Source organism: Cellulosimicrobium sp. G4 BAM 1002, from assembly GCF_057126935.1.
Genome location: NZ_CP182109.1, coordinates 383,517 through 396,497, shown reverse-complemented (window position 1 = coordinate 396,497; position 12,981 = coordinate 383,517). Strand labels below are relative to the sequence as shown.

Below are 12,981 nucleotides of genomic sequence, written 5' to 3'. Positions count from 1 at the left end.
TCGTGATCCGTCACGCGATTCTCCTTCGGTGCGACCCGGCCGCGTGGTCGGTCCGCTCGGGGGCAGGAGGCGCCCGGTGGGGCACCGTCGGAACCTACGTCTCCGTAGCCTACGCAAGCGTAGGCTACGACACCGTAGGTTGGGCTGCCGACGTGTCGCCCAACATCTGCCGCGACCGGCTGTAGGGAACCTCCAAACCCGGCCGACTCCCCCGTCTGTGCCGCGAGGGCTCGCCTACCGCGGGTAGGCGCCGCCCGACCGCAGCGCGTCACGCTCGCGGAGCACCGGCCAGCGCGAGAACGCGAACACGAGGAACATCACGACGTTGAGGATCGGCACGAGGCCGACGAGGACCCACCAGCCCGAGTAGCCGGCCTTCTGGATGATCCGGATGTACGCGATGAAGAAGAGCACCGCCACCGCGACATAGACGACGACCGCTGCGCCGCCGAAGAGCCAGCCGTACTCGTCGACGAGCTGGTCGTAGTCCACGTTGTCCATGCTCGCGAGTGTTCTCGCGCCCCGCGGCTCCGGCAACCGGAGCGCCGCGACCTACAGCCAGGTCGCGCTGACGCGCAGGAACAGGTCCGTCGCCTCCGGCTCGCCGACGCTCACCCGCAGGCCCTCGCTCGCGAAGGGGCGCACGATCGCCCCGGCGGCACGCGCCTCCTCCGCGCGCTGCATCGTGCGTTCGCCGAGGTCGAACCACACGAAGTTCGCCTGCGACTCCGGCAGGACCCAGCCCTGGTCGCGCAGACCCTCGACGAGCCGTGCGCGGTCCGCCACGAGGTGATCGACGCGCTGGAGCATCTCGTCGCGCGCGGCGAGCGACGCGAGCGCCGCACGCTGCGCGACGTGGGAGACGCCGAACGGCGTCGACACCGCCCGGATCCCTGCCGCGAGGCGCGGCCGCGCGACGGCGTACCCGACGCGCAGCCCGGCGAGCCCGTACGCCTTGGAGAACGTGCGCAGCAGCACGACGTTCGGGTGCTGCGCGTAGACGGCCAGGCCGTCGGGCGCCTGCGGGTCCCGCACGAACTCCAGGTATGCCTCGTCCAGCACGACGAGGACGTCGGACGGGACGGCCGCGAGGAACGCGTCGAGCTCGTCGCGGTGCACCGCCGGGCCCGTCGGGTTGTTGGGCGAGCACACCAGCACGACGCGCGTGCGCTCCGTGACCGCCGCGGCCATCGCCGCGAGGTCGAGCCGGCCGAGGTTCTCGCCCGTCTGCACCGGGACCTGGACCGATGCGCCGCCCGCGACCGCGACCGCGATCGGGTAGGCCTCGAACGAGCGCCACGGGTACACGACCTCGTCCCCGGGCTCCACGACCGTCTGGAGCACGTGCGCGAGCACCGCGACCGAGCCGTTGCCCACGACGACCTCCGCCGCGCTCACCCCGAGGTCCGCCGCGAGCGCCTCCGTGAGCTCCGTCGCGTACATGTCCGGGTAGCGGTTCACGTCCGCCGCGGCGTCGGCGATCGCCGCGACGACGGACGGCAGCGGCGGGTAGGGGTTCTCGTTCGACGAGAGCTTGAACGCCGCCGCGCCCGGGGCGACGCGCGCCCCGGGGACGTAGGCCGGCAGCGCGGCGACGGCGGGACGCAGGGGGACGCGGGGTTCGTGGGCCACGGTCCTCGATCATGCCACCCGCGTCCAGTGCGACGGATGAGCACCCCGGTCACCGACGCGCCGTCGCGAAGTCAGTCGCAGGCGAGGGCGTCGTACGCGAGGTCGACGGCGAACGTCCGTCCGCCACCCGACGCCAGCACCTGGGCGCCGCCTGCGCCGACGGACTCCGACCGCACCGCGAACGACTGGTACGCGGACCTGCCCGGCTCGACGCCCGTCACGGTCCTGCTCCCGAACGGCGTCGTCAACGTGATGTCGACCGGTGCCGCGTCGTCGTTCGTCGCCCGGACCGCGATGTACGCCGTACCCGCCAGGCAGCGCGCCTGGACCTGCGTCGAGACGGCCAGGTCCTCGTGCGCCGCCGTGAGCCCGAGGACGCCGCGCACGGCGAGGGTGGCGCGCACGACGCTCGCCGACGCGGCGTCGTCGTCCACCTCCGTGCCGCCGAGGTCGTGCGCCTCCTGCACGAAGCCGTCGGCCACCGCCCAGTCGCCGTCGTCCGCGGCGTCGAGCGCCCGGCGCATCCGGTCCTGGATCAGCTCACCGACCGCCGCGTCGACCGTTCCGGCGGCGACGCGGTCGCCCACGAGCTCGACGACGTCGGTGTACCAGGCCGGGTCGGCCGCGACCTCCGCGGGCACGTAGCCGGCCTCGACGGCGGCACGCGTGGACGCGACCACGGCGTCGGCGTACCCCTGCGGGTCCGGGTACCAGGCCGCGAGCGTGGCGTCGTCGACCGGCGTGGACCCACCGTCGAGGAAGCAGAAGCCCGGGCCGGCGTTGAGGCCGGAGTTGATCCGCGTCGGGACGTCCTGCTGGGCGAGACGGATGCCGCCAAGGCCGAGACCGAGCTCGTCACGCACGACCGTCCGCGGGTCGTCGGTCAGCTCGATCGGCTCCGCCGACGGCGGTGCGGTGCCTTCGGCCACCCAGGCGCTCACGTGGTCGTACACGGTGCCCTGGACCATGTGCTGCGGGACGCGCGACCCCGAGGGCTGCTCGCAGGTCTGCGGCGTGCCGGGGTAGCCGCCGGGCGCGGAGCCGACGTCGCGCATGCGCAGGCGCCCGTAGTCCGTGATGAGCTTCCAGTCGCCGTGCGACGCACCGGCGACCTCCCACGTGCGGAGCAGGTCGGTGTCGGGCTGGCGCTGCGCGGCACCGAGGAGGTCGATCGCGACGTCGGTCTCGCTGTTCAGCTTGAACACCGGCGTCTCGAGGTCGTCCCTGACCACGCCACCCCCGCCGTGGAGGACGACCGCGTCCACCACGCCGGCGAGCGGGTCGACCGAGTTGACGTAGGACCACAGGCGCCCCGCCGACTGCGAGTGGCCCGTCGCGACGACACGCTCGGCGTCGAGCGGTCCGAGCGGCGCGGTGCCGGCGGGGTCGCGCACCGCCTGGACCGCCTGGCTGAAGACGTCCCACGAGAGGGTGTCGTCCGTGACGGTGCCGCCGTCGGTGAGGTCGAGCGTGCCGTATCGCGCGGGACTCCAGGTGCGCAGACCGGTCGCGGAGTGGACGCCCGCGCGCTGGGCGGAGACACCCACCCATGCATAGCCCCCTCGGACGAGGTGCTCGTGCGTCTGGAACCAGTCGACCTCCTGGTCCCACTGGTTCGAGACGTTGTACCACTCGGCGATCACGGTGCCGTTGAACGCGTCCGGGTCCGCAGGGCGGCGGACCACGATGCGGGTGCGGTAGTCGTGCCCCGTGCTGAGCACCGTCGCGACGGTGAGCCCGTCCGCCTGGTACCGCGTCGCCTCGCCCTCGAGGAAGAACTCCTCCTCCACGTAGCCGTGCCCGGCGAGGTCGTAGTCGGTGGCGAGGAACGGGTAGCCGTGGGCCGGGTCGCCCGGCGCCGACGTCGTCCGGATCGGGCCGACCACCTCGGGATCAGGCCCGGCGTCCGCGGCACCGGCGGGCAGCGCCAGGCCGGTCAGGAGCAACGCTCCTGTCGCGGCGAGGGCGAACGGACGGCGGACGAGGCGTGCAGGCATGGACGACTCCTTCGTCGGGGCCCGACCGCGCCGTCGGGTCGTCAGCAGCCTAGGGACGCCCGAGGCACATGTCGACCGGTCGGCAGGTTTTGATGTGTTGTCAGCGAAAGTCGAACCCATCGCGGTGCACGGGAAGGTCGTGGGACCGGGGTGTCCCCACGGTCCCCGTCGGCGGTTGATGCCACGATGGGCGCATGAGCTTTGTCCTCCGCGTCCTCGCCACCGGTCTCGCGATCTGGCTCACGAGCCTTTTCATCGACGACCACTTCCAGATCGTCGGCTCCGACAGCGCCGGCGGCAGGCTCGTCATCATCCTCGTGGTGGCTCTGCTGTACTCGCTGGTGAACGCGATCATCAAGCCGATCGTGCAGATCATCTCGATCCCGCTCTACATCCTGACGCTCGGTCTGTTCTCGCTCGTGGTCAACGCGCTCATGCTCATGCTCACCGCGTGGATCACCGAGCAGACCGACTGGGGCATCCGGATCATCGGCGGGTTCTGGTGGGCGCTGCTCGCGGCGCTCATCATCGGGCTGATCAACTTCGCGATCTCCGCCGTCGTGCCGAAGTCGAAGGACCGCTGACGCGACGTCCCCCGGCTACCGGGCACCGTCGTCGCCTCCCCCGCCGTCCACGCCGGGTGCGGTGACGTCGCTGCCCCCGGGCCCGCCGGGCAGCGGAATCCCGGGCGCTCGCGGGAACGGGACCCCGGGCGCCCCCGGGAACGGCGTACCCGGCGACCACGGGGGCGCGGACGGTTTGGGGAGAGCGACGTCCCCGATGCAGAACGCGGTGTCCGGGTCCGGGACGAGGCGCGCCTCGTAGAGCTGCGGCTCCTGGGCCGTCCCGTCGAGCAGCCGCTCGACGTCTGTCAGGTGCTCCTCCAGCCCGCGGTCGCCGACCTCGACGGCGGCGTCCAGCAGCTCCTGGTGGAACCGCAAGCCGTGCGGGACCTCGAGCGGCGGCCCACCGCCCGGCGCCGAGTACGTCCCCGTCACCGTGACGCTGTCCGCCGTCGCACGGTTCTCGGCGCCGTCGAAGGCGGAGACTCCTTCGTTCGTGTTCTCGACATGCGTGCCCTTGACCCCCGAGGGGAGGCGGTGGTCGGCGACGGGCGACCCCGCCGTCACGACGTGGCGCACGCTGTACGTCCCGACCGTCGCTGCCGCGACCGCCGACGCAACCATGCCGCCCTGACTGTGGCCCACGAGCACGACGTCGTCGTCCGCGCCGATCCCCGCCTGCCGCATCGCGTCGAGCACGGCGCGCGCGCTGTCCGCCTGCGCCCGCACCGCGGGGTCGGCGTCCATGAGCTGGTAGTTGGACGTCATGTTGAACACGGACCGAAGATTGCCCGGCTGGGTGCCGGGGATCGCGACGACCCACGTCGGCGTGCCGTCGGCCTTGAGGATTCTCTGCACGCTGAGCGTCGAGTCCGTCTCCAGCGCTTCCACGGCGCCGAGAGCGGAGCGCAGGTCCGTGGGCGTCGGCAGGTCGCGGGGCGCGTCGACGAGCCGGACGTCGGGGTCGGGCAGGAACCTGCTCCGGAGGGGGTGCACGAGCCCGCGGAGCACCGACGCCCCGTTCCCGACGGTCGGCATCTGGTACCACGCTCGGTCGACGTCGAACAGGCCGATCGCCCGGCTCAGCGCACGGATCGTGGCGGGGTGCAGCGGCTCGCTCGAGGTGATGAGTCGGTGCCAGGACGGACGGCCCTGCAGGAGCGAGTTGGCGAACCCCATGGTCCCCAGGGTCAGGACGGCGTTGATCCCGGAAGTGGCGGCGCCGAGCGGGCTCAGGCCACCGACCGCGAGGAGCCCGAGATCCTGCCACGTCGCCGCCGCGGCGGCGTCCGCGTCGTCGTACACGCGGACCGCCTGGTGCAGGCGGCGCGCGAGGCCGCGGAGCTCATGCTCCTCGTGCTCGGCGAGGGCGATCGCGGCGTCGAACGCGTCGAGCGCCGCCCGACGGGCCGCGCGCACCTCCGTGGACCACGTCGGCATCGCGTGGACGCTCCACCCCGAGGGCGCCTGCGACGGTGGCCGCGCCGCGAGGCGCCCCCCGTACGACGTCGGCGTCGCGGTCGTGACGTCGACGGAGTGCCGTCCGTCGGTCAGTGCCGCGACCGTGGTCCCGAGCGCGTCGGCCCGGGTGCCGACGACGACGGCCTGCGCGACGACGGCTGCGGTCTCGATCGCGGCGGGCTCCGTGCCGCCGCGCACGACGACGCTCAGCGGCGGCGCGGGGGTGCTCACGGCGTCTCTCCTGCGGCGATCGCGGCGTCCATCCGGGCGAGCTCGTCCTCCGCGAGCACCGTGACCGCGTCCAGCCGCGCGAGACAGGTCTCGAGCGCGCTCTCGAGGCGGAGGAGGCCGCTGCGCCGCCGCTCGACCGTGTCCTCGTAGGCACGCCGCGCGTGACCCGCCCACGGGAGGTCGGGCACGACGAGCGCGGTACCCGCCCGCGCGACGTCGTCGAGGGCCGTCAGGAGACGGGTCCGGGCGAGAGCGATCCCGAAGGGCGCGGCGGTGCACTGCGGTGGGGACGGGGAGGACATGGGGCGACCGTAGGGAGCGCCCCGGCCTCGTCGCCCGGCCCGCGCCGCAGGTGTGGACAGGCTCCTCGGAGGTCGGGCCTGGGGACGCCCAGGAGCCGCACGACGGCGCGGGTGACCGGACTGCGGGAGGCGCGGGCCGCCGTCGGGCACGCGTGGGAGAATCAGGGGCGTGCCCGAGAACCCTGCCGCAGACAGCCCTGCCCGCGTGTCCCTCGCCGAGGTGACCCCGCCGATCGCGCTCGGCCCGCTCGACGGTCGCTACCGCGCGGCCGTCGCGCCCCTCGTCGACCACCTCAGCGAGGCCGCGCTCAACCGCGAGCGCGTCCACGTCGAGGTCGAGTGGCTGATCACGCTGTGCAACGGCGTCCCGGGTGTCACCGACGGACCGGTCGTCCCGGGCGCACCCGCGCTGTCCGACGCCGAGGTCGCGTACCTGCGCCAGGTCCCCGCAACCTTCGGCGCGGACGAGATCGCCGAGCTCGCCGCGATCGAGCGCGAGACCGTGCACGACGTCAAGGCGGTCGAGTACTTCGTCAAGCGCCGCCTGGCCGCCGCCCCCGAGACCCTGGGTGCGGACACCGTGCTGCCCGGCGTCGGCGAGCTCGTGCACTTCGCGTGCACGAGCGAGGACGTCAACAACCTGTCCTACGCGCTCATGGTGCGCGGCGCCGTCCAGCACGTGTGGCTGCCCGCCGCGACGGCGCTCGCCGACCAGCTCGCGGATATGGCGCGCGAGCTCGCCGACGTGCCGATGCTCTCGCGCACGCACGGCCAGCCCGCGACCCCGACGACGCTCGGCAAGGAGCTCGCCGTCCTGGCGCACCGCCTGCGCCGCCAGCTCCGCCGCATCGGCGCGGCCGAGTACCTCGGCAAGCTCAACGGCGCGACGGGCACGTACGGCGCCCACACCGTCGCCGTCCCGGGCGCGGACTGGCCGGCGGTCTCGGAGCACTTCGTCGAGGGCCTCGGGCTCACGTGGAACCCGCTGACGACGCAGATCGAGTCGCACGACTGGCAGGCCGAGCTCTACGCCGACGTCGCGCGCTTCAACCGCATCCTCCACAACCTCGCGACCGACGTGTGGACGTACATCTCGCTCGGGTTCTTCACGCAGATCCCGGTCCCGGGCGCGACGGGCTCGTCGACCATGCCCCACAAGGTCAACCCCATCCGGTTCGAGAACGCCGAGGCCAACCTCGAGATCTCGTCCGCGCTGCTCGACACGCTCGGCGCCACGCTCGTCACCTCGCGCCTCCAGCGCGACCTCACCGACTCGACGACGCAGCGCAACATCGGCCCGGCGTTCGGCCACTCGCTCCTCGCGATCGACAACGTGCGCCGTGGCCTCAAGGCGCTGGCCGCCAACGCCGACCTCATGGCGCGTGACCTCGACGAGAACTGGGAGGTGCTCGGCGAGCCCATCCAGTCGGCGATGCGCGCGGCGTCGGTCGCGGGCGTGCCCGGCATGGAGAACCCGTACGAGCGCCTCAAGGACCTCACGCGCGGCCAGCGCGTCGACGCGGCGCGCCTCCGCGAGTTCGTCGCCGGCCTCGGCCTGCCCGACGACGTCGCGCAGCGCCTCGCGGACCTCACCCCGGCGTCGTACACCGGCCTCGCCTCTCGCCTGGTGACGGACCACCTGGACTGACCCGGCCTCCCGCCGAACACGGGGTTGCTGTCGTTATCCCCGCGATAACGACAGCAACCCCGTTCTCGTGCGCGCGCAGGGTCGTGCTCGACGGCGCGGATGTCAGACGGCAGTCGGGTCACCCGGCCGCGCCGGCGTCGGCACGGGCTTTGCCTGAGCCGGGAGACCACCCGCAGCGGTGAGCAGTGCGCGGTGCGATGCCCGCGCCTCGGACAGCTCGTCGAGCCGGTTGACGACCCACCGGGCTGCGACGGCCGCCCCGCCGGCGAACGCGACCAGCCCGAGGACATTGCCGAGGTCCGCCGTCTGGACGTCGACGCTCCCCGACCAGAAGAACGCCGAGCGGCTGAGCAGCAGCGCGACCGCGAGGCCGGCGAGCACCGGCACGGCCTGCCGTGACCGATCCCAGAGGACCGCGGCACCGAGCAGCGCGAGAACCGGCACGGCGAGCGCCGGGAGCGTCCACGAGTTCAGGGCGACCCTCGACCACCACGGCACCCCGAGGTGGAGGCTGTCGGAGTACGCCGCCGCGACGTACGCGCCGAGCGCCAGGACCATCGCGCCCAGGGTGGCGCCCCGGAGACGTCGGGACTCCCGGCCCACGCGGCAGGTCGACCGTCCGGCGAGGACCCCCGCGTAGGCGACGAGACCGACCACCCAGGGCGCCTCGAGGTAGACGGCGTACTCGTACCCGGTCACGACGAGCGCACCCAGCGTGAGGACGCCCGTCGCGGCCGCGACCAGTCCGAGCACGAGCCCGCCGCGACGCCACCCCATCAGCGTCACGACGACCGACACCAGCCAGATCGCCCACATCGGCGCCGTCGACAGGGTCGGGAACAGCGGTGGACGGTCGTCCGGGCGCAGCAGCACGGGGACCAGCGCCAGGGTGAACGCGACGACTCTTGCTGCCATGAGGACCAGAACCGCCGGCAGCAGCGTGAACAGCACGCCCGTCGCAGCCCGCCGCTGCGCGGGCAACGACCCCAGCGGCGCGAGCAGCCACTCGCGCGACGCGGCGCGGAGCAGGTCCCACCGCTCGGCCCGGGTCGGTCGCGACTGTCCCGGCTGTGCGCCGTCGAGCAGGTGCCCGAGCATCTCGGCCTCGTGCGCGCGGCGGTACGTGTACGGGAAGAGGCGCACCAGGCGCCGGTAGTCCTGGACGAGGACCGGGGCGACGGGCAGCGCCTCGGCGCGCTCCGCCGTCGGGGTGCTGGCGGGACCGCCGGCGCCGAGAGGTGCCGCGCCGGTCGCAGCGGCGACGTCGTCGAAGCCGCTCATGCCGGCACCGCCCCGCCGTCGGCGAGACCGGCGCCCGGCGCGTGGACGACACCCCGCCGCGGTGCGCGGGCGGCCTGGCCCGCCGTGCCTCTCGTGCGCCGATGCGCGCCCAGACGGTCGAGCGCGCGGCGAGCCTGTGCCTCCGCGCGTTCGGCCTCCGCGGCGAGGCGGGTGCCGCCGTCGGTGGTGAGCCGGTAGTAGCGGCGCAGCCGGGAGTCGACGACCTCCTCGTGGTCGACCTCGACGAGGCCCGCCGCGACGAGGCGGTCGATCGCGCCGTACAGCGTGCCGGCACGCAGGGTGACGCGCCCCTCGGAGCTGGACTCGACGTCCTGCGCGACGCCGTACCCATGGAGCGGGCCCGCGGCGAGCGCGGACAGGATGAGGAACGCGGGTTCCTGGAGCGGTCTCGATGCCATGTCGTCGAAGATACCCTCGTCACCATGGTATCGGCCAGACCGCGGCGGTGCGAAACGTTTCGCGCCCTGCCTCCCGGCCGGAGCGCCCGCCTACGGTGGGCCGGTCCTGACCCCGAGGCGACGGAGCCCCGACCATGAGACCCGCCCTGAGCACCGCCCGACCGCGCTCCTCGACCGGCAGCACGCGCGCCGCCGCGCTCGCGACCGTCGTCACCCTCGCGGCGGCGGCCGCGATCGGGACGACCGTCGCGACGTCCGCTGCGGCGTCGGCCGCGACGTGCGCCGTGGACTATCGCGTCACGAGCTCGTGGAACGGCGGCTTCCAGGCCGACGTGACGGTCACGAACCTCGGGGCCCCGCGGTCCGGCTGGGACCTCGGCTGGGGCGTCCCGGCCGGGGAGAGCGTCAGCCAGCTGTGGAACGGCACGCTCGTGCGCGACGGCGGCCGGGTCACCGTGGGTGACGTCGGCTGGAACGCGTCGCTCGCCACGGGCGGCAGCGCGTCCTTCGGCTTCGTGGGCACGGCCGTGTCGACCCCGGTCGTGCCCACGAGCTTCACGCTCGACGGCGTCGCGTGCGGGGACGACAGCACGCCGCCCGACCCAACGGATCCCACAGACCCGACCGACCCGACGCCGGGCGACGTCACGTTCCACGTGGACGAGACGAACCAGGCCTGGGAGGCGTGGCAGGCGGCGTCGGGCAGCGACCGCGACCTGCTGGCCAAGATCGCGCTCACGCCGCAGTCGACGTGGATCACCGACCCCGACGCGCAGGTCTCGCGTGCGAAGGTCGCCGCGTACACGGGCGCCGCCGCGGCGGAGGGCGCGACGCCGCTGCTCACGATCTACGCGATCCCCGGACGCGACTGCGGCTCGCACTCCGGCGGCGGCACCGCCGAGGCGGCGTACCGGAGCTGGGTCGAGACGGTCGCGTCCGGGATCGCCGGCGAGCCGTGGGTCGTCCTCGAGCCCGACGCGCTCGCCCAGCTCGGTGACTGCTCGGGCCAGGGTGACCGCGTGGGCATGCTGCGTGACGCCGCGCGGATCCTCACCGACGCCGGTGCGCGGGTCTACCTCGACGCGGGCCACTCCGCGTGGCTGAGCCCGTCGGTGGCGGCGGCCCGGATCCAGCAGGTGGGCCTCGACCACGCGGTGGGCTTCGCGCTCAACACGTCGAACTACCGCACGACGGCCGAGTCCCGCGCGTACGGCGAGCAGGTGTCCGCGCTGCTCGGGGGCGCGCCGTTCGTCGTCGACACGTCGCGCAACGGCAACGGCAGCAACGGCGAGTGGTGCAACCCGCGGGGCCGTGCGCTCGGCGACCGGCCGGGTGCCGTCGACGACGGCACCCACCTCGACGCGCTCCTGTGGGTCAAGCTGCCGGGCGAGAGCGACGGGTCGTGCAACGGCGGGCCGCCCGCCGGCCAGTGGTGGCAGGACGTCGCGCTCGAGCTCGCGCGCAACGCCTCCTGGTGACGCCCCGCCGTCGAGCACGATCCTGCTCGCGGCCGAACACGACATTGCTGCCGTTGTCGCCCGGATAACGGCAGCAATGTCGTGTTCGGCGTCTCAGGGGGGCGGGACGAGGGCGTAAACCTTCACAGACTGGTCGCAGTGTGAAAGTATCTTCCACACGGCTCCACGACCCGGAGGATCAGCAATGACGCTCGACGGCTCCCCCACGTCCCCCGTCGTCCCCGACGAGGCTGCCCGCGACCGCGCGGCGGGCCTCGGCCGACGGCACTTCCTCACGCTCGCCACGGCCGGGGTCGCGGCGAGCACGCTCACAGTGACCATCGGCTCGCTCACGCCGGCCGCCGCGCTCACGGCACCTGGCGACGCGACCCGCGCGGCGGCGTCCGCCACCCCGGCGCCACGCAAGCGCGAGCTGCGCGCGATGTGGATCTCGAGCGTCGTGAACATCGACTGGCCGTCCGCGTCCGGCCTGTCCGCCGACCAGCAGAGGGCCGAGTTCCTGCACTGGCTCGACGTCGCGCGCGACTTCCGCCTCAACGCCGTGTTCGTCCAGGTTCGCCCGACCGCGGACGCGTTCTGGCCGAGCCCGCACGAGCCCTGGTCGCAGTACCTCACGGGCACGCAGGGCCAGGACCCCGGCTACGACCCGCTCGGGTTCGTCGTCGAGGAGTGCCACCGGCGCAACCTCGAGATCCACGCCTGGTACAACCCCTACCGGGTGTCGATGCAGGCAGACCCGTCGAAGCTCGTGCCCGAGCACCCCGCGCGCCAGCACCCCGAGTGGGTGTGGGCGTACGGCGGCAAGCTCTACTTCGACCCCGGCCTGCCCGAGGCCCAGGAGCACATCAAGACCGCGATCCTGCACAGCGTCGAGCACTACGACCTCGACGGAGTGCATTTCGACGACTACTTCTACCCGTACGCCGTCGCCGGTCAGACGATCCCGGACCAGCAGACCTTCGCGACCCACGGAGCGGGCTTCGACCGCATCGAGGACTGGCGGCGCCACAACGTCGACACGTTCGTCGAGTCCATCTCGCAGCGCATCAAGCAGACCAAGCCGTGGGTCAAGTTCGGCATCAGCCCGTTCGGCATCTGGCGCAACGCCTCGACCGACCCCCGCGGCTCCCAGACCGGCGGCTCGCAGTCCTACGACATGCAGTTCGCCGACACGCGCAAGTGGGTCCTCGAGGGCTGGCTCGACTACATCAACCCGCAGATCTACTGGCAGCTCGGCCTCGCCGTCGCGGACTACGCGCAGCTCGTCCCGTGGTGGGCCGACGTCGCCGCGCAGTCCGGCACGCAGCTGTACATCGGCGAGGCGCTGTACAAGGTGACGTCGGGCGTCTTCACCGACCCGGCCGAGCTCTCGAACCATCTGACGTACTGCCAGGAGCAGGTGCACCCAGTGCACGGCAACGTGTACTTCTCGGCGAAGCACGTCCCGGCGGACCCGCAGGGCTCGATGACCCGCGTGCGCGACGACCACTACCGCTACCCGGCCATCGTCCCCGCGATGCCGCACCTGCCGGCCACGAAGGTCCGCACCCCGGTCGTCGCGTGGGCGGGGTGGCGCGACGACGGCGTCCGTGTCCACTGGACGGACGCCGGCGGCCGGCGGTTCGCGGCGACGTCGTTCGCGGTCTACCGTGCCGACGGGTGGGTGAAGCACGTGGACACCGAGGACCCGGCGAACCTCGTCGCGACGCAGCGCGCGGAGGGCCGGGTGCTGCAGGACTTCCTCGACCCGACCGCCGTGCGCGGACGCCGCTACACGTACGTGGTGACCGCGCTCGACCGGGTCTGGAACGAGTCCGCACCGAGCCAGGTCCGCTGGTCGGTGTGACGATCGTCGTGCCGGGTCCGTGACCCGGCACGATCGCCCTTCGCCGGAACTGGGGCCGCGCGAGGGGCAGGCCCGACGGCGCGTGGCTCGCTGGGTGCGCCACGCGCCGTCGGGAGTCCCCGC

At 73.4% G+C, this 12,981-nt stretch carries 11 protein-coding genes; 4 read left to right on the top strand and 7 right to left on the bottom strand.

Features of this window, described 5'->3' with window-relative positions:
* Positions 1 to 234: 234 nt before the first annotated feature.
* The 3 genes from ACMXGY_RS01845 to ACMXGY_RS01835 form a co-directional block, all read right to left on the bottom strand.
* A complete protein-coding gene (locus ACMXGY_RS01845) occupies positions 235 to 501 on the bottom strand; it encodes a DUF805 domain-containing protein (RefSeq protein ID WP_483775189.1) in 267 nt (88 codons plus the stop codon).
* Positions 502 to 552: 51 nt separating this feature from the next.
* The gene (gene hisC / locus ACMXGY_RS01840; protein WP_483775188.1) at positions 553 to 1,632 is read right to left on the bottom strand and encodes a histidinol-phosphate transaminase; all 1,080 of its coding nucleotides are present in this window, start codon (positions 1,630 to 1,632) and stop codon (positions 553 to 555) included.
* A 71-nt stretch (positions 1,633 to 1,703) separates the two neighbouring features.
* Positions 1,704 to 3,629, bottom strand: coding sequence for an alpha/beta hydrolase domain-containing protein (locus ACMXGY_RS01835; RefSeq protein ID WP_483775187.1), 1,926 nt, complete (start codon positions 3,627 to 3,629; stop codon positions 1,704 to 1,706).
* 194 nt (positions 3,630 to 3,823) lie between these two features.
* Here ACMXGY_RS01835 and ACMXGY_RS01830 point away from each other — a divergent pair, with 194 nt between their 5' ends.
* Entirely contained in the window at positions 3,824 to 4,213 is a 390-nt protein-coding gene (locus tag ACMXGY_RS01830; RefSeq protein WP_483775186.1) for a phage holin family protein, read from the top strand.
* 15 nt (positions 4,214 to 4,228) lie between these two features.
* On the opposite strand, the gene ACMXGY_RS01825 is transcribed toward ACMXGY_RS01830, so the two are convergent.
* Together ACMXGY_RS01825 and ACMXGY_RS01820 are read right to left on the bottom strand one after the other, a co-directional pair.
* The gene (locus tag ACMXGY_RS01825; RefSeq protein WP_483775185.1) at positions 4,229 to 5,884 is read right to left on the bottom strand and encodes a PGAP1-like alpha/beta domain-containing protein; all 1,656 of its coding nucleotides are present in this window, start codon (positions 5,882 to 5,884) and stop codon (positions 4,229 to 4,231) included.
* A complete protein-coding gene (locus ACMXGY_RS01820) occupies positions 5,881 to 6,186 on the bottom strand; it encodes a hypothetical protein (RefSeq protein ID WP_483775184.1) in 306 nt (101 codons plus the stop codon). The genes ACMXGY_RS01825 and ACMXGY_RS01820 overlap by 4 nt, the downstream gene beginning before the upstream one ends.
* A gap of 169 nt (positions 6,187 to 6,355) precedes the next feature.
* Here ACMXGY_RS01820 and purB point away from each other — a divergent pair, with 169 nt between their 5' ends.
* Positions 6,356 to 7,834, top strand: coding sequence for an adenylosuccinate lyase (gene purB, locus ACMXGY_RS01815; RefSeq protein WP_483775183.1), 1,479 nt, complete (start codon positions 6,356 to 6,358; stop codon positions 7,832 to 7,834).
* Between the two features lie 102 nt (positions 7,835 to 7,936).
* On the opposite strand, the gene ACMXGY_RS01810 is transcribed toward purB, so the two are convergent.
* Both ACMXGY_RS01810 and ACMXGY_RS01805 read right to left on the bottom strand, forming a co-directional pair.
* Positions 7,937 to 9,115, bottom strand: a complete 1,179-nt coding sequence (locus ACMXGY_RS01810; protein WP_483775182.1) for a hypothetical protein — start codon at positions 9,113 to 9,115, stop codon at positions 7,937 to 7,939.
* Positions 9,112 to 9,534 (bottom strand): PadR family transcriptional regulator, encoded by a 423-nt coding sequence (locus ACMXGY_RS01805; protein WP_483775181.1) that lies wholly within the window; start codon positions 9,532 to 9,534, stop codon positions 9,112 to 9,114. The genes ACMXGY_RS01810 and ACMXGY_RS01805 overlap by 4 nt, the downstream gene beginning before the upstream one ends.
* 134 nt (positions 9,535 to 9,668) lie before the next feature.
* Between ACMXGY_RS01805 and ACMXGY_RS01800 the strand changes: the two genes are divergently transcribed.
* Both ACMXGY_RS01800 and ACMXGY_RS01795 read left to right on the top strand, forming a co-directional pair.
* The gene (locus ACMXGY_RS01800) at positions 9,669 to 11,012 is read left to right on the top strand and encodes a glycoside hydrolase family 6 protein (protein ID WP_483775180.1); all 1,344 of its coding nucleotides are present in this window, start codon (positions 9,669 to 9,671) and stop codon (positions 11,010 to 11,012) included.
* A gap of 184 nt (positions 11,013 to 11,196) precedes the next feature.
* The gene (locus tag ACMXGY_RS01795) at positions 11,197 to 12,858 is read left to right on the top strand and encodes a glycoside hydrolase family 10-like protein (protein WP_483775179.1); all 1,662 of its coding nucleotides are present in this window, start codon (positions 11,197 to 11,199) and stop codon (positions 12,856 to 12,858) included.
* The last annotated feature ends 123 nt before the right edge of the window (positions 12,859 to 12,981 follow it).

What these genes read in the sequence shown, in the direction of transcription:
- ACMXGY_RS01830 (WP_483775186.1), top strand. Translation starts at nt 3,824, where the DNA reads ATGAGCTTTGTCCTCCGCGTCCTCGCCACCGGTCTCGCGATCTGGCTC.
- ACMXGY_RS01820 (WP_483775184.1), bottom strand. Translation starts at nt 6,186, where the DNA reads ATGTCCTCCCCGTCCCCACCGCAGTGCACCGCCGCGCCCTTCGGGATC.
- ACMXGY_RS01795 (WP_483775179.1), top strand. Translation starts at nt 11,197, where the DNA reads ATGACGCTCGACGGCTCCCCCACGTCCCCCGTCGTCCCCGACGAGGCT.
- ACMXGY_RS01800 (WP_483775180.1), top strand. Translation starts at nt 9,669, where the DNA reads ATGAGACCCGCCCTGAGCACCGCCCGACCGCGCTCCTCGACCGGCAGC.
- ACMXGY_RS01835 (WP_483775187.1), bottom strand. Translation starts at nt 3,629, where the DNA reads ATGCCTGCACGCCTCGTCCGCCGTCCGTTCGCCCTCGCCGCGACAGGA.
- ACMXGY_RS01805 (WP_483775181.1), bottom strand. Translation starts at nt 9,534, where the DNA reads ATGGCATCGAGACCGCTCCAGGAACCCGCGTTCCTCATCCTGTCCGCG.
- ACMXGY_RS01845 (WP_483775189.1), bottom strand. Translation starts at nt 501, where the DNA reads ATGGACAACGTGGACTACGACCAGCTCGTCGACGAGTACGGCTGGCTC.
- ACMXGY_RS01810 (WP_483775182.1), bottom strand. Translation starts at nt 9,115, where the DNA reads ATGAGCGGCTTCGACGACGTCGCCGCTGCGACCGGCGCGGCACCTCTC.